16 protein-coding genes are annotated in these 20,394 nt (G+C 48.5%); 10 read left to right on the forward strand and 6 right to left on the reverse strand.

Annotated elements, in window-relative coordinates:
• Position 1: 1 nt before the first annotated feature.
• Positions 2-1,072: a magnesium-protoporphyrin IX monomethyl ester (oxidative) cyclase gene (acsF, locus tag SPB21_RS12055; RefSeq protein ID WP_163667141.1), complete on the reverse strand. Its 1,071-nt coding sequence runs from the start codon at positions 1,070-1,072 to the stop codon at positions 2-4.
• Between the two features lie 288 nt (positions 1,073-1,360).
• Here acsF and hemF point away from each other — a divergent pair, with 288 nt between their 5' ends.
• From hemF to psbA, 4 genes are all read left to right on the forward strand, one after another.
• Positions 1,361-2,413 carry an oxygen-dependent coproporphyrinogen oxidase gene (hemF, locus tag SPB21_RS12060; protein WP_499866669.1) on the forward strand — a complete coding sequence of 351 codons (1,053 nt, stop codon included), beginning with the start codon at positions 1,361-1,363 and terminating at the stop codon, positions 2,411-2,413.
• A 191-nt stretch (positions 2,414-2,604) separates the two neighbouring features.
• A complete protein-coding gene (locus tag SPB21_RS12065) occupies positions 2,605-3,348 on the forward strand; it encodes a biliverdin-producing heme oxygenase (RefSeq protein ID WP_163667144.1) in 744 nt (247 codons plus the stop codon).
• A gap of 97 nt (positions 3,349-3,445) precedes the next feature.
• The gene (hemN, locus tag SPB21_RS12070; protein ID WP_499866671.1) at positions 3,446-4,870 is read left to right on the forward strand and encodes an oxygen-independent coproporphyrinogen III oxidase; all 1,425 of its coding nucleotides are present in this window, start codon (positions 3,446-3,448) and stop codon (positions 4,868-4,870) included.
• Positions 4,871-5,131: 261 nt separating this feature from the next.
• Positions 5,132-6,214: a photosystem II q(b) protein gene (psbA, locus tag SPB21_RS12075; protein WP_163667151.1), complete on the forward strand. Its 1,083-nt coding sequence runs from the start codon at positions 5,132-5,134 to the stop codon at positions 6,212-6,214.
• 270 nt (positions 6,215-6,484) lie between these two features.
• Here psbA and SPB21_RS12080 read toward each other — a convergent pair whose 3' ends face one another.
• Complete coding sequence (locus SPB21_RS12080) at positions 6,485-7,420, reverse strand: phosphodiester glycosidase family protein (RefSeq protein ID WP_499866672.1); 936 nt, start codon at positions 7,418-7,420, stop codon at positions 6,485-6,487.
• Positions 7,421-7,995: 575 nt separating this feature from the next.
• On the opposite strand from SPB21_RS12080, the gene SPB21_RS12085 reads away from it, so the two are divergent.
• From SPB21_RS12085 to SPB21_RS12095, 3 genes are all read left to right on the forward strand, one after another.
• Entirely contained in the window at positions 7,996-8,589 is a 594-nt protein-coding gene (locus tag SPB21_RS12085; protein WP_499866673.1) for a hypothetical protein, read from the forward strand.
• A gap of 404 nt (positions 8,590-8,993) precedes the next feature.
• Complete coding sequence (locus SPB21_RS12090; RefSeq protein ID WP_499866674.1) at positions 8,994-10,289, forward strand: S8 family peptidase; 1,296 nt, start codon at positions 8,994-8,996, stop codon at positions 10,287-10,289.
• Between the two features lie 84 nt (positions 10,290-10,373).
• A complete protein-coding gene (locus SPB21_RS12095) occupies positions 10,374-10,736 on the forward strand; it encodes a hypothetical protein (protein WP_250565072.1) in 363 nt (120 codons plus the stop codon).
• On the opposite strand, the gene SPB21_RS12100 is transcribed toward SPB21_RS12095, so the two are convergent.
• Both SPB21_RS12100 and SPB21_RS12105 read right to left on the reverse strand, forming a co-directional pair.
• On the reverse strand, positions 10,730-12,376 hold the full coding sequence (locus SPB21_RS12100) for a dynamin family protein (protein ID WP_499866675.1): 1,647 nt from the start codon (positions 12,374-12,376) through the stop codon (positions 10,730-10,732). The genes SPB21_RS12095 and SPB21_RS12100 overlap by 7 nt on opposite strands.
• Before the next feature lie 106 nt (positions 12,377-12,482).
• Positions 12,483-12,800 (reverse strand): hypothetical protein, encoded by a 318-nt coding sequence (locus SPB21_RS12105; protein ID WP_499866676.1) that lies wholly within the window; start codon positions 12,798-12,800, stop codon positions 12,483-12,485.
• 585 nt (positions 12,801-13,385) lie between these two features.
• Here SPB21_RS12105 and SPB21_RS12110 point away from each other — a divergent pair.
• On the forward strand, positions 13,386-13,847 hold the full coding sequence (locus tag SPB21_RS12110) for a hypothetical protein (RefSeq protein WP_499866677.1): 462 nt from the start codon (positions 13,386-13,388) through the stop codon (positions 13,845-13,847).
• Between the two features lie 208 nt (positions 13,848-14,055).
• Here SPB21_RS12110 and SPB21_RS12115 read toward each other — a convergent pair whose 3' ends face one another.
• Positions 14,056-15,543 carry an ammonium transporter gene (locus SPB21_RS12115; protein ID WP_163702710.1) on the reverse strand — a complete coding sequence of 496 codons (1,488 nt, stop codon included), beginning with the start codon at positions 15,541-15,543 and terminating at the stop codon, positions 14,056-14,058.
• Positions 15,544-15,849: 306 nt separating this feature from the next.
• Here SPB21_RS12115 and SPB21_RS12120 point away from each other — a divergent pair, with 306 nt between their 5' ends.
• The gene (locus tag SPB21_RS12120; RefSeq protein ID WP_163702709.1) at positions 15,850-16,860 is read left to right on the forward strand and encodes an adenosine kinase; all 1,011 of its coding nucleotides are present in this window, start codon (positions 15,850-15,852) and stop codon (positions 16,858-16,860) included.
• Between the two features lie 106 nt (positions 16,861-16,966).
• The gene (dinB, locus tag SPB21_RS12125) at positions 16,967-18,028 is read left to right on the forward strand and encodes a DNA polymerase IV (protein ID WP_499866679.1); all 1,062 of its coding nucleotides are present in this window, start codon (positions 16,967-16,969) and stop codon (positions 18,026-18,028) included.
• A 37-nt stretch (positions 18,029-18,065) separates the two neighbouring features.
• On the opposite strand, the gene SPB21_RS12130 is transcribed toward dinB, so the two are convergent.
• The gene (locus SPB21_RS12130) at positions 18,066-20,375 is read right to left on the reverse strand and encodes a GumC family protein (RefSeq protein WP_499866680.1); all 2,310 of its coding nucleotides are present in this window, start codon (positions 20,373-20,375) and stop codon (positions 18,066-18,068) included.
• Positions 20,376-20,394 lie beyond the last annotated feature (19 nt).

Here is a 20,394-nt window from a genome sequence, read left to right on the forward strand (position 1 = left end):
CCTAGCGTATCGTCCCTTTCATCGCTTCAGTATCGATGGTACGGAGCATATATAGACGCAATAAATCTCCTACAGTACCTGCCACCAGGGAAACTTTTCGCAAGAACTTCCATACCTTAGGCGCTGAACTCTCGGCAATGGTCTTCATTTTTAGATTTCGGGCAGCACATCGATCGAGGCGCTTAAAGAATTCGGGATGATCCACATCGAGAATCACGGGAAAAGCACGGGCTGAGGTGTTGTTGGTTTCTCGGATGACGTCGACATCAAACTGGGTGGCATTGAGACCCAGGGATTCGTAAAACTTGGTGCGCTCGTGGACGGTGAGGCTGTGGGTAGCAAAAACCGATAGCAAAAAGAAGCGACTCCAGAGGCGAGATTTCCAGGTGTTCCACATGCTGGGCTGCGATCGCAACAATGCCTTAAAGATATCGCCATGGCGGTTCTCATCCTGACACCAGCTCTCAAAGTAGTTAAACAGCGGATAAAAGTTATTTTCAGGATGCTGCTCTAAATGGCGATGGATCAAAATATAGCGCCAGTAGCCAATTTTCTCCGATAGATACACAGCATAGATAATCCACTCCACTGGAAAAAACGTATAGTTACGTTTCTTGGTGAGCTTACCGAGATCTAATGAGATATTAAAATCCGCCATGGCTTTATTCAGAAAACCAGCATGGCGAGCCTCATCTCGAGCCATCAGCGCAAAGATCTCTGCCAGCATCGGACTGCGTCCCTTCAGCTTACGCGACAGTTCTTTAAATAACAGAAACCCTGAAAACTCTGAAACACAGGAGCGCTCTAAATAATCAATGAAGGCCTCCCGCTCTTCCCCTTGAATATGATCCCAGACTTGCTTAAAGGCATCATCACGCACAAAGTGATGGCGATTATAGTCAGCCTTCATCTCTGACAGCATGGCTTTCAGATCCTCCTCCCCGCTAGAAAGATCTAAATTGGCAGCTTTTTCAAAGTCAGTGGTGTAAAAACGAGGGGTCAGTAAATTTTCCTCAACCTGGGATTTTCGGCTTGTGGCGATGTTCTCAGGGGATGATGCAGTGCTGACCATACAATTTTTTTCCTCAGATATCATTCATAGCTTTATAGCTATTAAAAGCATAGGCTGATTCAGTACAGATAACATAGACGTCATATTTTTTTATTTTCTCGAATTCTTTTAGCAACATCGTTAACCCTAGATGCATCAATTTTTTTCCCTCGGGTAACTATGGTTTGGTGATCGTCCCAGAGACCCAAACTATCCTTAGAAAGTAAAGTTTTGAAAACAAACATAAGGTTAAATTGCTTAATCGCTATACGGTGATTAAAGCTAAACCCGTTGAGAAAGATTTGATCCATGAGTCTTCAAGTCAACCTACCAAAAGCTAAGGCAACTGCGTCTGCCGCTGATGTTCCAGTTCTGCCACCCAGCGATGGGCGTCAGCGCTTCAAGCAATATGTGCAAACATTGCAGGATGATATTTGTTCTGCCCTAGAGCAATTAGACGGCAAAGCAAAATTTCAAGAAGATAACTGGCAGCGTGATGGCGGTGGCGGTGGTCGTACCCGGGTGATTCAGGATGGGCAAGTTTTTGAGCAGGGTGGCGTAAACTTTTCAGAAGTGTGGGGAGATACCTTACCCCCCGGTATCTTAAGTCAACGCCCAGAAGCTGCAGGGAATGGATTTTATGCGACAGGTACTTCCATGGTGTTGCACCCGCGTAATCCCTACGTGCCCACAGTGCACCTCAACTACCGTTATTTTGAAGCTGGCTCTGTATGGTGGTTTGGTGGCGGTGTGGATCTAACCCCCTACTATCCCACGATTGAGGATGTGATCCAATTTCACTCCACCTTAAAACGGGCCTGTGATGCTCATCATCCGAAGTTCTACCCTGCTTTTAAGCGTTGGTGCGATGAATACTTCTATCTTAAGCATCGTCAAGAATCGCGGGGTGTGGGCGGTGTCTTCTTTGACTATCTGGATTACCGTGGCAATCTCTACTCAGGTCCTAATTTAAGTGGAGATGCGGCCGCCTATAGCCAGCAGGTAGGTCCAGTGACCCTCAGCTGGGAAGATTGGTTTGCCTTTGTGCAAAGTTGTGGCAATGCATTTTTGCCAGCCTATCTACCCATTGCAGAGCGTAATCAGAATAAACCCTATGGTGAGCGCGAGCGCGAGTTTCAGCTCTATCGTCGGGGACGTTATGTCGAATTTAACCTGGTTTATGATCGGGGTACTATATTTGGCTTACAGACCAATGGTCGAACTGAGTCTATTTTGATGTCGCTACCGCCTCTGACTCGCTGGCAGTATGGCTATAAGACCGAAGCCGATACACCAGAAGCTGAGCTGACTAATCTCTTTCTCAAGCCCCAGGATTGGGTGAACTGGGTGCCAACGCCTTGATTTAATTGTCAAAGCTGCTCAGCAAGGGATAACAATGGGGATCTCCAACTACACTAATCATCTAGAGAGACTTTTACTCAGGAAGGCTCCAAACTCCTGAGTACGTTGCCTATCCCTTGCCTTTTCTCTTCCAATCGTTCTGTTTAAGATTGTCTCCGCTTGATCAATATTAATCATTTGAGGTATTTACAATGGATCACAATTTAGCATCCTGTCTTCGAGAAGGAACCCAACAATCCCATACCCTGGCGGAAAATACAGCGTTTATGAAATGTTTTCTCAAAGGGATTCTTGAAAAGGAACCCTTTCGGAAATTGATGGCTAATCTGTACTTTGTTTATAGTGCCTTGGAAGAAGAAATGCGTGGCCATGCTCAACATTCTGTGGTGGGTCCCATGTATTTTCCCTTATTAGAGCGGGTCCCTCAATTAGAAAAAGACCTTGCCTTCTACTATGGTGATAATTGGCGTGATGAAATTGCTGCATCTCCCGAAGGGCTTCGTTATGTAGAGCGCATTCGTGAGGTGGCTAAACAGAATCCTGCGTTGCTCATAGCCCATTCCTATGTCCGCTATATGGGTGATCTCTCTGGTGGGCAAGGGTTAAAGGCCATTACTCGCTCCGCCCTGGATCTGCCAAATGGTGTGGGAACAGCCTTCTACGAATTTTTAGATATCCCCACAGTGGAATCTCGACGAGCCTTCAAGGAAAAGTATAGAAACAACCTCAATTCTCTACCAATCGAAACCAGTCTGGCACAGCAAATTGTGGATGAAGCGAATTTAGCCTTTCAGATTAATCGAGATGTTATGCATGAACTGGAACCGTTGGTGAAGGAGGCTATTGGTGATCATGTTTTTGATCTAGTCACTCGCCAAGATAAGTCTGGCAGTACAGAACATCGCCACCATCACCAGTCTCCTGAAATGGTATAAGCAGACTAGCTGCTGAGCTTCAGAAATCTCCTCTTGTATGAACCTCCATGTCCCCCCTTTTGCGGGGGGTTTTTTCGCTCTTCAATCTGAGATAGACATGAAATCTTTGCTTCAAACCGTTGAATTTGATGCCGATTTAATTCAAAAGTATAATCAGCCCTTACCCCGTTATACCAGCTATCCTCCAGCGACTGAGTTAACGGATCAATTCAATGCCCATGTGGTGGATGCAGCGTTTGCCACAGGGAACTACAAACAAACACCGCTTTCCCTTTACTGTCATATTCCCTTTTGCCAGAGCGCCTGTTATTTCTGTGGATGTAATACAATTGTCACCCAAAATACAGCGGTGACAAATCCTTATCTGGACGCTCTCATTCGTAATATTGAGCAGGTTGCAAGCTTAACCGATTCACAACGAGTGGTCAACCAGCTTCACTGGGGTGGTGGGACTCCCAATTATCTAACCCTTGAGCAGGTGGATCGACTTTGGCAAGTTTTGCACCAACAGTTTTCCTTTTCTCAAGATGCAGAGGTTTCCATTGAGGTGAATCCTGCCACCCTTAGCCGTGACTATATACTAGGCTTGCGAGAGATTGGTTTTAACCGCATTAGCTTTGGCATTCAAGATTTTGACCCCCGGGTGCAGGTGGCGATTAATCGTCTACAGCCAGAAGACATGCTTTTCCAGGTGATGGATTGGATGCGAGAAGCGGCCTTTGATAGTGTGAATGTTGACTTGATCTATGGCCTTCCATACCAGTCCCTAACCACATTTAGCGATACCATTACTAAAACCCTGGCGCTAGACCCAGATCGGATTGCAGTGTTTAACTTTGCCTATCTGCCGCATTTATTACCAATGCAGCAAAAACACATTGATCCGGCTACATTACCATCCCCATCGGAAAAGCTCGATATCTTACATATGTCCATTGATCAGCTGACTCACCATGGGTATCAGTTTATTGGCATGGATCATTTTGCTAAACCTGATGATGAATTGACCCTGGCGCAACAAACTGGTCAGCTACATCGCAACTTTCAGGGATATACCACTCAGCCTGAATCCGATCTTCTATCCTTTGGCATAACTGCCATTAGTATGTTTCAAAATGTCTATACCCAGAATTATAAACGGCTGAAGGGGTTTTATGATGCGATCGCACCATCGCCGACGGATCAGCTCACAGCCAAACACCTTCCCATTGAACGCAGCGTTGTTCTTAGCAAGGACGACATTTTGCGGCGGGCTATCATCATGGAATTAATGTGTCAGTTTGAGCTATCGAAAGCCGCGATTGAAGATAAATACCACCTCAATTTTGAGCAGGATTTTGATACATATTTTGCCCGCGAACGTCGGGATTTAGAAACCTTGGCCGCAGATGGTCTGGTACGACTCACCCCTAACCACATTGAAGTGGCACCAGCGGGGCGTTTACTGATCAGAAACATTGCCGCTGTATTTGATACCTATTTGAGAAATCGCAAAATTCGTCAATTCTCTCAATCAGTTTAGGCGTTTGCCATTAAATCACCGCTAGATTACCGTCCGTTACTCATCACTCATCGCCCCATCCAAACGCTTCATCGGGCTTTGTGCTTATGTTTATCCCTTAGAGGCTAAGTCAAGGGCCTGACTAGCCTCTAAGGGATAACGCCAACAAAAAACTCGTAAAATGTCAGAAAAAAAATTGACAATTAGATAACCATTCAGTTATATATTTATATAGCTCAATGAGCGCTTTTAATTTTGTTTCGCTACATACCAAATGGATTCATGATGCATACACTTCGACCGTATCAATCCGTTAGTCCATGGGAACGCTTTTGCGCATGGATCACCAGCACTGAAAATCGATTATATGTTGGCTGGTTCGGGACCCTTTTGATTCCCACAGCCCTGGTCGCTACGGTTGTTTTTGTCCTGGCCATGGTGGCGGCACCCCCCGTGGATATGGATGGGATTCGAGAGCCCATTAGCGGCTCCTTGCTCTACGGCAACAATATGATTACCGCCACCGTGGTGCCCTCCTCCAATGCCATTGGCCTCCACTTTTATCCCATCTGGGAAGCCGCCAGTCTAGATGAGTGGCTTTACAACGGTGGCCCATACCAGATGATTATCTTTCACTTTCTCATTGCTGCCTATGCCTACATGGGCCGTCAGTGGGAACTGAGCTATCGCTTAGGCATGAGACCCTGGATTGCCGTGGCCTATTCGGCTCCAGTGGCAGCGGCTACTTCTGTGTTACTGATTTACCCCATCGGCCAAGGCAGTTTTTCAGATGGCTTGATGCTCGGCATCTCGGGCACCTTCAACTTTATGATTGTGTTTACAGCCGAGCACAACATTCTCATGCATCCCTTCCATATGCTGGGGGTCATCGGTGTCTTCGGGGGGGCCTTGTTCTCGGCTATGCATGGCTCCTTGGTCACCTCGTCGTTAGTGCGGGAAACCACCGAACTTGAATCCCAAAATGCTGGCTATCGCTTTGGTCAAGAAGAAGAAACCTATAACCTGGTCGCCGCCCATGGCTACTTTGGACGCTTGATCTTTCAATATGCTTCGTTTAATAACAGTCGCTCGTTGCACTTTCTACTGGCCGCCTGGCCGGTGGTCGGGATTTGGTTCGCCTCCCTGGGCATCTGCTCCATGGCCTTTAATCTCAATGGGTTCAACTTTAACCAGTCCATTCTAGACAGTGAAGGGCGAGTGGTGAATACCTGGGCCGATGTGCTGAATCGCGCCAATTTAGGCATTGAAGTCATCCATGAGCGTAATGCCCACAACTTTCCCCTGGATTTGGCATCTGGAGAAGCCGCTCCCGTTGCGCTGACAGCACCCGCTATCGCCGCATAAATCTGGGTTGGGCATTGCTGATCTTCGGGCTGACGTTAGGTGTAAAACACCGTCAAATAGCAAGAGCTCTAGACTAGTGCAGCCCCTAAATTAGCAATTGCCAGAGTTTCAATTGGTTGAGATTTGATTCGTTACCTATAGGGGAGGGGGGAAACTCCCTCCCTTTTTTTTGTAGGGAATATCAAGCCTGGGCTTACAGTTTTGGCATTGGACAAGGTGCGTACCGTAAGCTGGCTTTCTCCTGATTAATGGGTTCAGAACTCATGCCCTCTACGGTTCTATGGGGTCAGCAAAAAAGCCTAAATGATTACCGACCGGTCGTTCTTGACCAGGGATTTTGCCATGAATAGGCGTATTAAGTAGGGTGGGACCCCTGGGTGACGACACGGCCAACGTTGTTGAACCACCACCATCTAAGCGCAAAGCTGTATCAGCGCCCAACTCTTGTACCAGGGCGGTCACTTCGCCCACGGTCAACCCTTCGCTGTAAAAAGGCTGCTTGCCATCACCCAGGACCAGCCATAGACGAGCACCCGTGGCATCTAAGGCTGCCACGGTAAATGAGTAGGGCTTTTTCCCTTCATACTGGAGTCGGTCTTGCAGCTGAGTGGTGATCTGACCATTTTCCAACAACATCAGATTGCCTGCCACCGCCTGTTGAGTGTTGTCTTCACAGGTGCCATCGGCGTTGATAACGGCTCGCTGATTCATAAAACACAGCGTCGGTACCGGTGGCTGATCAGGATTTGCTGGGGCAACCACGTTGCCGTTAGACATTGATAACCCCATTAAATTGACCGGTTCTCCAGGACGAGGGTAATAGTTCCAGAGAGTAACCTCTTTAAATGGAGAAAAGAAGTTAGCATTCACGGCTAGCTGTAGTCCGTGGGTTTGTAAAAATGCTGACGTTTTTTGCCCCACCGCTCTATGGCTTTTCGTACCATATTTTTTCAGATCTGCCTGCGGATTCACGGGGGTGACCAACGGTCGCAATCCAGCAGTCGTCAGATCAATATCGATAATGTGAATGATATTGGGTCGCGGTTGCTCACGGGTACGGCGGCTGTAAATAATGCCCTGAAATAGTGGCTGGCGATTAATTTCAGTGAGGTGAGGGCGACGCCATACCGTGGAGCCATGGAGCGCAATTGGCAGCAAGAATGCGAACCAAAGTAATCCTGTTTTTAGGTGACGCCAACGAGACATAGATGTTTATTGCACAAACGCTGCTATCTGCTTATTTTCACCTCAACCAAGCCGTTGTTTCCCTGGACCAGGCTACTGTGTACATGCATCTCGGCAGATGGCTCAAAATCCTGCCTTACCCCCCCTTAATCCCCTCTTGTTAAGACTACTGTGTATACACATCTAGAAGACTAATGTCCCAAAAGGTAGGCCTGTCCTTGAATTGGCCCTCATCCTAAATCCTTCTCCCTGGGGGCGAAGGACTTTGAGGCCAGGCCCCCCTTCTCCCCCAGGGAGTAAGGGGTTGGGGGATGAGGGCTCGAAATCTAGAGCTAGCTCTCCTACTTATGTATACACGGGAGGGAGTTAGAGGGGGTGATGCAATGTAATCGCCATTTTCGATCACTTGTGTGTACACCGTAGCTAGACCAGGGGGAGGGGTAATCTGTTCCATTAGTCTCAGTGAGAAACGTATCTCCGTATAAGTTTGTTGTTGTAGATGTATTTATTAGATCATTTAGAGCATTTTTGGGTTGCATGGGTTTGGGTTAGTCTGTAGCTACTCTAAACACGTTCCTTAGGAAAAGTCACTGTTTATGGCCCATCGTCACAATTGGCAAATGACGCTACGTGTAGCTGGGTTAGCTGCGATCGCACTCTTCACGTTCCATGCCCTCAGCAGCTTACTATTCGGCGTCTTGGGTCTGGCTCCCAGCAGTCCCCAATGGAGTTTGGCCCTTATCCTCGGTAGCTTTTTAGCCATTGCTGGAGCCACTGTAGGGATGCAGTCTCTTAACTTTATTCCCCAAAGATTAACTAGCTTAGTCAGCGGCGCATCATCCATCGCCATTTTGGCGGCCTTCAGCCTTGGAGAGTTGAGCGGACACCAGGCTGAAGGGGTGCTGATCGGCGCTATTGCGGGTTTGATTGTAGGTGGGTGGGTGGGAGTTTGCACAGGGCATCGTCAAGGGTTTTGGCAAGTTGCGATCGCGCTGATCAGCAGCCTCTGTGCCTATGGAACAGCGTTTGGCCTCAGCAGCTGGACCTGGGCCGCCGCCACCACTCAACGTTGGCCGATCGCCATCGGTCTGGGGTTATGCACAGCCCTCTATCTCTGGTTTACACAACAAGGACTGACGTGGGCCTATCACCAATGGCAGCGTGACATAAAAAGAGAACTCCAAAAATAGAAGAGCAATAGAGACGCTTATTTTTAAGAGTAAATCAGTTTTTAGTTATATTTTTTAAGCTTTAGATCAATTTAATGGGTCAAAACAGCCTTTTTAGCCATAGAACGTCAGAAAATAAAAGTTTGAGCCCTAATAATATTTGAATTTTCAAAAAGATTGTTTACTCTCAAATCATTTTTAGGACAAATTAAAAAATATCCTAAAAAGCTTTCTCTGCAAGGGTTATACGAATATTAGCCAGCTAATTTCTCCACACTCAAACTCTTCTTTAATTTACATTTCGGTTTTCCCATTCCGTAATAACTTCTTGGCAACTTGTATGGAGTTAAGTGTGACATTTGATGCGACAAAATCGTATCGCAGACTGAATCTAAGACCACTTATACATAATCAAAGGGTGAATTATGTCTATAGAAACTACCGGGCGCTATCTTGTACTTCTGCCCGACGAAGATGTGAACGCGGGTATTCAAGCATTATCTAGCGCAACGGGTATTCAAGGTGTGGCCAGAGCCGCAGATTTTGAAGGTCACGCCTTTACGTCTGCAGAACTCGATAGCCCCAATGCGTCAGTTTTTGACAATCTCGGAGTCGCTGTCGTTCCCCTTGATCCTGATCAGGCACAATCCGTACGAGCCAGTGCCGCTGCCCATGGTAATGTGCTGGCAATTCAGCCAGAACGAGTCGTCTACGCTATCGGTCAGGGTCTATCCACAGATTATTTACGGGGCTACAGCGACGCCGCCACCCATCTATATGAGCAAGCAGGCCCAGACCAGGGGGCATTGGCTGCCCGTGCCCATAAGGGTTCGGCCCCAGAGTTTCAAGACTGCAAGAGCACCTGGGGCCTTCAGGCAACTCGGGTAATCGACTCAGGCCATAGTGGCCTGGGAATCAAAGTCGCTGTGCTAGATACAGGCATGGACCTCAATCATCCTGACTTTGCTGGTCGCATCATCCAAAGCCGGTCATTTATTGCTGGCGAGGCTGTTCAGGATGCCAATGGCCACGGCACCCATTGCATTGGTACAGCCTGTGGTCCTAAGGATCCGCCGGAACTACCCCGTTACGGCGTAGCTTATAACGCTGAAATTTATGCCGGTAAGGTTTTAAGTAATCGTGGCTCAGGCTCAGATAGTGGCATTCTGGCTGGTATTGAATGGGCAGTCAATAACGGTTGCGCCATTATTTCCATGTCCCTGGGGGCACCCACCCGCCCAGGAGATACCTACTCACCCATCTATGAGCGGGTGGGACAACGGGCCTTGAATCGTGGCTCTCTAATTATTGCGGCAGCCGGTAATGAAAGCAGAGACCGCGCCACTGGTAGACGCCTAAATCCACCTAATCCAGTGGGTTACCCAGCCAATGCGCCATCTTTAATGGCGGTGGGTGCCCTAGACAATCAGCTCCAGGTGGCACCCTTCTCCAACGGCACCATTAATCTGGACGGTGGCCAAGTGGATATTGCTGGACCGGGAGTTGCGGTTCATTCCACATGGCCCATGCCCGATCGCTATAGAAAGATTAGCGGGACCAGCATGGCTACGCCCCACGTATCCGGCATTGCCGCTCTCTATGCCGAGGCCACTGGGGCACGGGGCATGGAACTCTGGGCCTGGCTAATGCGTGATGCCCAACGCTTGGGCCTAGCTGGTACCGATGTTGGCATCGGATTAGTCCAGGCACCGTTGCAGTAACGTTATTGTTATTAGCGCTGTTACATTTGTAGAATTGCTGCTGATCTTTATTCTTTATTGAGATCAGCAGCGACAATGGGAGATATGAGAAACACTAGGTGGGCTAGACAACTGATTCATTGGCTAATTGTTGCCATCGTGACAGTCAGCCTAGTGGGCTGTTGGCCCCAAGGGTCAGACGCTATAAATGCAAACCCAGGAGCAGACATGGATAAGGTCAAGGTAACGGTATCAATCGATGACGCTCACATCGAACAGATTGATGAGGTCACTGAACAGCTAAAGGCAGCAGGCCTTGACGTGGAGCAAACCTTGACAACCCTCGGCATTGTTACCGGCTCAGTAGCCTCAGACAGCATGTCTTCGTTGTCTGAGGTTACCGGTGTTGACTCCGTTGAGGTAGATAGAACAATTACGTTACCGCCACCCGGTTCTGACGTTCAATAGTTAAATTCTTCCTGTAGCTGTTGCAGTTCTATCAAAATATTTTCCAGTAGTGTCCGTTGGCCAGCCTGTTGGTCTACGGACACTGGTTTTGTAATGGCCATCTGCATAACTGGCTGAGCCCGCTCTTGATAGGAGGCAAGGGCATCCAGGGCGGTTTTAGAAAAATGGGCCAGGTACTCACGGGCAGCTTCACGGCTAGCCTGGGGTGACACGGATGGCTCTGGTTCCGACGCTTTCTTTGTACGCCCGGCGCGATTGAGCAAGTGGCTGGTGCCACCGAGCACAGCTGCCCCCATGGGACCTGCTAACACCCAGCCCAGGCCGGTGGCGATCGCCACCGACGCCATCCCATCCCCCTGACTTGTCTCCGGTTCACTGGGGTCGGCTGTCGGCTGCACAGTCTCATCGGGTCGCTGCCAACCGACCCACAGATCCACCGGACGTGGCTGCTCAAAAAAATCACAGGCTTTATAAACCCAGTCGGCAACCGCTCGCTTTTTTTGTTTCCAGACAGGTTGTAATCTCTCTTCTAACCATAGGGGGGCCGTGCCCGCTTGAAGAGAGGCCGCAAAAACATATTGATATTGATTTAACAGATTCTCTAAGCTGAGCCAATCTTGCAAATCCATCACACTTTGCTGAAACCCCTTTTGTATCAGCTGCTGAGCCCGTTGTTGAATGGCCATACGACGGGCATCGGGTTGGGGGGCTGCATTAAGAGATTGCAGCTGTTGTTGCAGAGCCTGGTGCACCTGGCACACTAAGGGCAACAATCGCGGTATACGATGAACAGCCAGCTCCGGTAAACGGACCTGTACCAACCTATGCAAAGCCGACTCCAATGCTGGTAACCCGGCCTGGGTGGCAGCAGCCATATCTCCTTTAAGGCGTGCCCGCAGAGCTGGTAAAGCATCCACCGCATAGAGATTACTCACACCATCCGGCAGTGTTGTTCGAAAGTCTTGGGCTAGCAATCGCAAACGGTACATGACCTGTTTGCGTTCCTCAGGTTCCATAAGATTGAGAAAATTCACCACAAATAGCACTGTGGTAATGCCTCGGTCCATCAGCCAGTCCCGCAGATGCTCTCGCTCTGCCAGGGTCATGAGCTTACGACCATCCAAGAGCTGCACCACCACATCGGTCTCCATCAGTTTGGCGTACACCCGCTCATTTTGCGCTTCTCGATCGTCGGTGCCCGGCAGGTCCACCAGCTCTACGCCTGGTTGCAGAAACGGGTGGGGACAGGTCACGGCCACCGCTGCCACATGGGCCTGCATCTGCCGCTGCTCATCGAGAATGGCGTAACGTTGCAACAGGTCTGTTCCAGGTTCTTCTAGGACTGTGCCATCGGTGAGGGTGATGCGGCTGACCAATGCAGGCCCATGGGTGACAGTGATAGCGGCCCCAGTGGTGGGGACGAGATCAATGGGCAGGGTTTTCTCACCGAGGAGGGCATTGAGTAAGGTGGATTTACCGTAGTTGAAGGGGCCAAAGACGGTGATGCGTAGGGTGGTATGGGAGATGCGATCGCATTGATATAACACATCGGCCTTCAATGCAGCGTGCGTTGGGTCGAGCAGGCCTACCGCTTTTCTCAGGGAGTTGATGAGCGGAAAATGTGATGTAATAGCGGCCATACGTTAGGGAGCTATGGTGTGGACAGTGGGATGGCCCACCTCAGGCCCTGGTGAAATTTTAATTGCGATCGCGCCCTAGAACCTAATTGCGATCGCGCTTTAGAAATTAATTTCTAGAGCGCTCTAGAAACAGCTTGTAGAGGACCCAGCCAACGGCAAACAGTAACAATACGCCAGACAACCAGGTGGCCACTCGTATAGCTATAATCACACCCACAACGAGCACACCAAACTGTACAAGTTTCGGTAAACGGTTATACCAGCCAAAGCTTACGGCTCCCTTGTGTTTAACCGTAGGTTTTACCGACGTCGACGTCTCTATCTCAGATTCAAGCTCACGCATCCGCACCTTTATTTCGCGTTCCTTGAGCTCTGCTTCCAGATTTTTGAGTTCTTGTTCTTTAGATTGATGATCAGAATTCATAGATTTTGCAAAGGACCAACCGCTTCTTTACCAAAATATGCGCAGTTTTGAGCACCTGCAACCTTAAAAAAACTTGAACTCCAAACCCATGGTTCCTTCAAAATGGGGAGACAGCAGATATATAAAGAATGCCACAGGTATGGTGGTGTCGACAAAAGCTTGAATCTACCCTTGACTGAACACATTTTTATACAAAAACTGCTTTCATGTGCGGATTCTCATGTTTAGAGTGGTAAATACATATAATCCCAACGATCAGGTGTCGCATTGTTAGGACGTCGGTTCCGTAAGATCACGGGTTCACACAATATATAAGCTAATTTTTAGCTTAAAAAATAAATCAAAAATATAGAGTTTTAATTGGTAAAAACTTTATGTTTTTGATTTATTTATTGTGGCGAATAGAACCATCCAAATTCTGTAATCCTTACCAAATAAACGGGTACTTCTTATACGGAATTAGGAGACCTTAAAGCTATAGTCTCAACATTGAAATCCCACTAGATTTATAGTCAAAAAATGCGCAAACAAGACATCAAACGAGATGCCTCTGGTCCCTCTATCTTTCTATCGACAGTTGCCCTCATGTTGTCAGCACTAGCTATTTTTGCGTATTTTTTATTTAGATCTGGCTCTCAGCAACAGGCTGTTGAGGGTAGCCCAACGCCAGATAGTTATTGTCAAGAAAATTTTGAGGATCAGGAGGTTCTTTTACAAAGGCTATCAGACCTCAAAAATCGTATGGGTGATAATTGGTCAAGTTTTTGCCAGGATCGATTAGATAGCGCCCTTTATGAAACAGCTATTCTCAAAGCAGCAGTAGGGCGATTTAACACATCATTTATTCGCCTTTGCCAAATCCCGGAAAGGCCTGATTCAGAAATATTCAAAGATGCTCGATTTTTATTTAGTATCTGGGAAGAAAACCGTAATACGTCTGGTGAATCTCAGGAAATCAAACCTTTATTAGAAAACTTCTTCCAAAATTACGAAACCGTTAGTGAGAGTTGTCCTGCGGCAAAAGAAATATTTGCAGGCAATAATTAGTGAACTATCCGGTGTAGAAATCATGAATAATCTCGTAGGGGCTGCGCCTTGTGCCAGCCCCTCTACATTGGAATCATGAATAATCTTGTCGGGGCTGCGCCTTGTGCCAGCCCCTCTACATTGGAATCATGAATAATCTTGTCGGGGCTGCGCCTTATGCCAGCCCCTCTACATTGGCAGCCATCAGCCAGGGGCTGAAAACCTGGACTTACATAATAATTGTCGCGTCGCTACCGGCTTTTTCATCTTCCAGAGTGACTCTCAATCCCCGTCTAACCATGACAAAAATATCAATGGCCTCTTTTGAGTCGTGATATGAAATGCTCGGGCGCAGGTAATAGAGAAATAGCCCGATCATTGCCCAGGCCAATAGGCTCAACAGACACGTTACAGCAATGATACAGCCACAGCCTAGGCATTGATACAGGGTTTGCTGAGCTGCTGAATAAACGCTGTTGAACTCGCGGGAAAACCCCTGGGCAAACATGCCAACGGCAATTGTTCCCCAGGCACCACAAAAGAGGTGTACGGGCACAGCACTGACTGGATCATCGATCCGCATGAGGTTTGATTCCAAAACGCTTTCACCCACCAGCACCAAAATGCCTCCCACCGCACCAATAATGCACGCGCCTAAAATATCAACATAGGCTGACGATGCTGTGATGCTCACCAACCCCCCTAAAATGCCATTAATAATCGATGACAGTTTGACCTTATACCCTGTAACCAGAGGACTATAGAAGAGAATTGCCAAACCTCCAGCCGTAGAGGCAAACATGGTGGTAATGATGACATGGGGGACATAGTCTAAAAACCGGGTTGAACCACCATTAAAGCCAAACCAGCCAACCCATAAAATTAAACAACCCAATGTGGTAAAGCCGGGGTTACAGGGCCTAAATATTTCTTCTTCTTCTTCACCGTAAGGGAAACTGCCGGTCTCCGCATCATAGCCAAATTTGCCATCTCGGGGTTTCAATAGCCAAGCCCCCACCAACGCTGCCGCACCACCCACACAATGAATCACGGTTGAACCAGCAAAATCATGGAAGTTAAGGGTGCTGGCCAGCCAACCGTTCTCCCCCCATACCCAATAGCCAACTAAAGGATAGATAAAACCCACCAGCACAAAGCTAAAAAGGATAAACGCCCAGAATTTAATTCTTTCTGCAACGGCCCCAGACACAATGGTGGCTGCTGTTCCGGCAAACGATAGCTGGAAAAAGAAAATGGCAGCAAACGAGCGATTACCCCAAAAGGTTCTTAAATTCTCAAAACCTTGGGGGAAAGGGTTAACATTGGCTGCCGATGGAAAGAGAGAGTCTACAAAAATTCCCAGTTGTCCAAAAATAGGATTTCCACTGTCGCCAAACATAAAGCGAAACCCAAAAACAAAAAACGCTGTAGCTGAGACGCAAAAAACAATTAAGTTTTTAGCTAAAATATTTGTTGCATTTTCAGTTCGGCAAATTCCTGCTTCAAGCATGGCAAACCCGGCATTCATAAAGAATACGAGTAACGCCGCAATTAGCATCCAGATAGTATTAATCCCTGAAAACAGTTCCGTAGTGAGGGGGATTTCGGGAGTCAATTCTTGGGCAAGCGTCTGAGGCGATATCGCTATAACAAAAGCTACTATCAGTAACGTGATAAAGGACCAGTATTTTGATAATCCATGGTGCAAAATATTCATAGTCCTACAGGTTTTTTGTTCTATGGTTCGCTGATTTTAGGTACTTGCAATCTCCTACAAGAGGCTGAAGTCCTCAACTTTTCGATACCCGGTAAAAACTGTCCGGAATGTTGCTCGAACCCCGACAGATTCTTTAAAATCTTGCCAAACTGACACCATGGGAGACTATCGAGCGGGGTGGGCAATGGGCACTCACCCTGGATCATGACTCACCCTGTGGCGCAGAATTGTATAGCTTCTCATTGCCACCCATCGTAATCAGCGGGATAATAAGCGAGCAAAATCATTTGATCTCCAATCACTCCCATGACCCACAATCCACCGAAGTACAACGTTTATGGCCTTGGCAATGCTCTGGTGGATATAGAATGCGCCCTGTCAGTGGAAACGCTGGCAGCCATCGGTATGGATAAGGGTGTGATGACCCTTTTGGATGAAGCCGTGCAGAATAATGCGATCGCACAGCTCAATAGCCATCAAACCAAACGTATCTGTGGTGGCTCTGCTGCCAATACCATCATTGCCATCAGCCAACTTGGCGGCAAAACCTTCTATGGCTGCAAAGTCGCCGATGACGAATATGGTCAGTTTTACACGCAAGATCTAGTGGACTGTGGTGTGGACACCAATTTGACCAGCCATGACCCTGAACCGGGGATTACGGGCAAGTGTCTGGTGCTGATTACTCCAGATGCCGACCGTACCATGGGCACCTTTCTGGGCATTTCATCCCAGCTGTCTGAGGCTGACCTCAATCCCGAAGCCATTGCCGCTGCTGAATATACGTATATGGAAGGGTTTTTAGTCAGCGGTGAAAACAGTAAGCAAGCGGCCATTAAAGCCAGCCATCTAGCCAAAGCCGCAGGCCGCAAAGTCGCCATGTCTCTGTCGGATTACAACATGGTGAAATTTTTTAGGCCAGGGCTGTTAGAAATGATTGGTGACGGCGTAGATATGCTATTTGCCAATGAGTCCGAAGCGCTTTTAATGGCAGATACGGATGATTTTGCCACCGCCATTGAACACACCAAAACCCTAGCTAAAACCTTTGCCATTACCCGTGGTCCCGCAGGCTCGATTCTGTTTGATGGCGAACGGGTCTGGGAAATTGCTCCCCATCCAGTCACCGCCATTGACACCGTCGGTGCCGGCGACATGTATGCCGGGGGCGTGCTTTACGGCATTACCCACGGATTGGGCTGGCCCCAGGCTGGCAAACTGGGCTCCACGGCAGCCGCTCAGTTGGTAACCGCCTATGGAGCCAGAATGGGAACGGATGAATTGCAGGCGGTGTTGAAGCAGGTGGTTGGGGAGTAGGGGCTATGGGTGATCTTGGTTGAAAAGAGTCTCGATCGATGTTCAGGGCTGATTACATAAACTAAAGAGTGTTTGTAAGCTAGGGCTGACGACAACCATAAGGGAGATGGTGGACCATCGTAAAATCCTCCATGTTGATATGGATGCATTTTATGCATCCATTGAGCAGCGGGACTATCCTGAGTATCGGGACAAGCCGGTGGTGGTGGGTGGTCGTCCAGAACAGAGAGGGGCTGTAGCCGCCGCTAGCTATGAGGCTAGGCGCTATGGAATTCATTCGGCAATGCCATCACGCATTGCGGTGCAGCGGTGTCCCCATGTGATTTTTGTGCGACCTCGATTTGATGTATATCGGGCAGTATCCGAACAAATTCGGACAATTTTTCGGGATTATACAGAGTTGGTTGAACCCCTGTCCCTGGATGAAGCGTATTTGGATGTGACTGGCTGTGAATCGGCGATCGCAACGGCTAAAGTCATTAAACAGCGTATTCAAAAGACCACTGAGCTGACGGCCTCTGCCGGTGTTTCCATCAATAAGTTTTTGGCCAAAATGGCCTCGGATGTGAATAAACCCAATGGACTGTATGTGATTTTGCCCGACGAGGCCATGGCCTTTATTGCCACGTTGCCCATCGAAAAATTTCATGGCATTGGTCCGGCCACTGCCCGCAAAATGAAACAGCTGGGTATTGCTAGGGGAGCCGACTTACAACGTTGGCGTGAGACTGATCTGGTGGCAGAATTTGGCAAAATCGGTAGCCACTATTTTCGTGTGGCCAATGCCCAGGATAATCGCCGAGTTGATCCTAACCGTATTCGTAAATCGGTTGGGGCCGAACGCAGCTTTGCTGAAGATCTGCGGTCTTTAGAGGCCATGAGCCAGGCGCTGGCTACGATTGTGGATGAGGTGGAAGCACGGCTGCTCAAGGCAAAAAAGATGGGCTATACCCTCACCCTTAAGGTTAAATATGCGAACTATCGCCAAATTACTCGCAGTCGTACGGTGGATGTGCCGATGCAGCGGGCCACTGACATGGGGCCGTTAGCTCAGGCTTTGTTGGAGCATCACCTTGAGCCTCAACCGCAGGTGAGACTGTTGGGGGTGGCGATCGCAAATTTGGTGCCTGCTGAAACGGTGGGGTTTCAGCAACTGTCGTTGCTTTAGGTGAGTTTGTTTTTTGACTATTTTATGGGTTGTCTTGCTATTTCTTGACATTTAAGAAGTCGGATATGCTGAGGCCATTTTGGTGGGATGAGCTGCCATTTTTACTGGCGGCGGCGGCCAGGGCGTTGGCATCCTCATCGGTGGTGTCAGCCGTTGGGGGATTGTCTGGTTCCGCTTGGCTTCCGTAGTCACCGTAGGAATAGTACTTGTACCCATTACCTTTGGAAGAGACACCGTTGGCGACTAGACCCAGGACGGGAATCTTAGTGAAGCTGATGTTGTCCATGGCATGCTGGAGGATGTTGCGATCGCAACCATTTAACCGAGAAACCAGGATCAGACCATCGGTGTTAGCCGCAATCAATGTGGCATCCGCCAGACCCACCAGCGGTGGCGTATCATAAACCACCAAGTCAAACTGTTTTTCTAGCTGATTCATCAACAGTCGCATCCGCTTAGATGCCAGTAGTTTAACCGGGTCGGGGGGCGCAGTACCGGCTGTAATGGCATAGAAATCCAGAAAGGGCATGACCTTTTGTAGTATCCCACTGCCCTTCGTAACATTGCCCGAGAGCAGATCGCTAAGACCTGTTTTGTTGCTTAACCCAAGACGCTGATGAACCGTAGGTCGCCGCAGATCTGCATCCACTAGCAAGACTCGTTTGCCCATGGTGGCAGCGGTTTGCGCCAGATGGCGGGCAACGGTGGACTTACCCTCATTGGGCATGGACGAACTGATAATTACTGAGCGAATGGTACGATCGGCCCCCATCAACGACAGATTTGTGTGCAACAACCGCATTGATTCCAAAAACTGCGAGCCACCATAGCCATAGTATCCATCGGTGGCCCCCGTACCCTTTTTACCAAGACGTTGCTGTAGCCACTGGCCCGCCCCATTAGATTGTTGTGGAGCAGTGTCAAATTCCCCATGGTAGGGAATTGTGCCTAACAACGGCAGTTTTACGACCTTTTCAATCTCATCAACGGTGCGGCAAACAGTATCTATTTTTTCCAGCAGCAACGCTGACCCAACGCTAATCAACAGACTGGCAACAATGCCCAACACAAAACTACGTCTTGGATTAGGCGATATGGGAGTTTCTGGCCGACTGGGTGCTTCGATTATTTCCCAGGGAATTTCGGTTTGGGCCGCCTCAATCTGTAATTGTTCGCGCGTTTCCAAAAAACGGCTGAGGGCACCAACGGCAATCTCTAACTCACGCTGTAGATCGCTATACTCTCGTGCCAGGGTCGGTAACTGAGTCAGCGTATTTTGCAACTGGGCTTCAGCCGCCGCAATGGTGACATTTTGAGTGGATAACAATTCGATGGCATTTTCAGCTTCAGCATATTTTGCATTTAATACCCGCTGGGCCTCTGCCTCAATGACCGGAAGTATTCTCTCTCGCTTATCTTCCAGAACTTGAATAGCCAGACTTCCCGGCTGAAAACGAGTCAGTTCAGTGGCAATTTCTGTTTCCACCTGGCGCAGCTCTTGAATCAGCTGTTGATAAACCGGTGCGTTTTGCAGCGCAACTTCACTGCCCCCTTCACTCTGTAATAGCTCGTAGTTAGTGATCGCCTCAGCCAGCTGTCGATCAATTTCCAGACGCTGGGTGCTAAGTTGCTGAGCCTGTGTGGTAATCTGTTGATTTTGCGTCGTTGGATCAATGAAATTATAGGTTTGACGAAATCTTTCCAGCTGGCTTTGCAGCTCATTAACCCGCTCTTTTAACTCAGGCAACTGCCGGTCAACAAAATGAATCCCCTGGCGCAGATTCGTTTGGCGTTCATCCAAACTATACTTTAAATAAACCGTTGAAAGCGCATCCAAGGTCGCCTGGATTTCGACCGGGTCATTGCCCTTGTAGCTCACCTCAATAATTTTAGTTTCCCCCACCCGTCTGATAGTGAGGTTTTTTAACAGACGTTCATAATTAAGATCTGGATCAATGGTTTCTAGCTCTGCGATCACCTGAGCAATCAATTCAGGGCTACGCAACACCTGCACCTGAGTCTCATAATCCAGGCCTGACTGTTTGACCGGGGCAGCTTCTGCCAGAAGACCACTTAAGTCCGAGAGATTATCATCGGCATTAACCGGCTCTACCAGAACTTCAAAGCTCCCTTCATAAACTGGTTCCTGGCGCAGGGTATTGAACATGACCGTGCCCATCACACCGGCAGCCACCCCCGTAATCAGCAGGGATCGTCGCCGCAGCACGGTGAGCAGTTGAGCCAGGTCTAGCTCATCGTCATCCTGAGCCCATGGCATTTGAGGTAGTTGGTACGCTTTGGCCAGGCTGTTAACAGACGCACCGTTGGCTGAAGCAAGATTATCCATAGGGCGGTTACAAAGAAAC

This window comes from Leptothoe sp. ISB3NOV94-8A, assembly GCF_043421595.1.
Taxonomy (GTDB): domain Bacteria; phylum Cyanobacteriota; class Cyanobacteriia; order Phormidesmidales; family Phormidesmidaceae; genus Leptothoe; species Leptothoe turfae.

Coding starts and splice junctions, on each gene's coding strand:
- dinB (WP_499866679.1), top strand. CDS start 16,967: ATGGTGGACCATCGTAAAATCCTCCATGTTGATATGGATGCATTTTAT.
- SPB21_RS12085 (WP_499866673.1), top strand. CDS start 7,996: ATGGCCCATCGTCACAATTGGCAAATGACGCTACGTGTAGCTGGGTTA.
- SPB21_RS12115 (WP_163702710.1), bottom strand. CDS start 15,543: ATGAATATTTTGCACCATGGATTATCAAAATACTGGTCCTTTATCACG.
- SPB21_RS12090 (WP_499866674.1), top strand. CDS start 8,994: ATGTCTATAGAAACTACCGGGCGCTATCTTGTACTTCTGCCCGACGAA.
- SPB21_RS12100 (WP_499866675.1), bottom strand. CDS start 12,376: ATGGCCGCTATTACATCACATTTTCCGCTCATCAACTCCCTGAGAAAA.
- acsF (WP_163667141.1), bottom strand. CDS start 1,072: ATGGTCAGCACTGCATCATCCCCTGAGAACATCGCCACAAGCCGAAAA.
- SPB21_RS12130 (WP_499866680.1), bottom strand. CDS start 20,375: ATGGATAATCTTGCTTCAGCCAACGGTGCGTCTGTTAACAGCCTGGCC.
- SPB21_RS12110 (WP_499866677.1), top strand. CDS start 13,386: ATGTTGTCAGCACTAGCTATTTTTGCGTATTTTTTATTTAGATCTGGC.
- SPB21_RS12105 (WP_499866676.1), bottom strand. CDS start 12,800: ATGAATTCTGATCATCAATCTAAAGAACAAGAACTCAAAAATCTGGAA.
- SPB21_RS12120 (WP_163702709.1), top strand. CDS start 15,850: ATGACCCACAATCCACCGAAGTACAACGTTTATGGCCTTGGCAATGCT.
- SPB21_RS12065 (WP_163667144.1), top strand. CDS start 2,605: ATGGATCACAATTTAGCATCCTGTCTTCGAGAAGGAACCCAACAATCC.
- psbA (WP_163667151.1), top strand. CDS start 5,132: ATGATGCATACACTTCGACCGTATCAATCCGTTAGTCCATGGGAACGC.
- hemF (WP_499866669.1), top strand. CDS start 1,361: ATGAGTCTTCAAGTCAACCTACCAAAAGCTAAGGCAACTGCGTCTGCC.
- SPB21_RS12080 (WP_499866672.1), bottom strand. CDS start 7,420: ATGTCTCGTTGGCGTCACCTAAAAACAGGATTACTTTGGTTCGCATTC.
- SPB21_RS12095 (WP_250565072.1), top strand. CDS start 10,374: ATGAGAAACACTAGGTGGGCTAGACAACTGATTCATTGGCTAATTGTT.
- hemN (WP_499866671.1), top strand. CDS start 3,446: ATGAAATCTTTGCTTCAAACCGTTGAATTTGATGCCGATTTAATTCAA.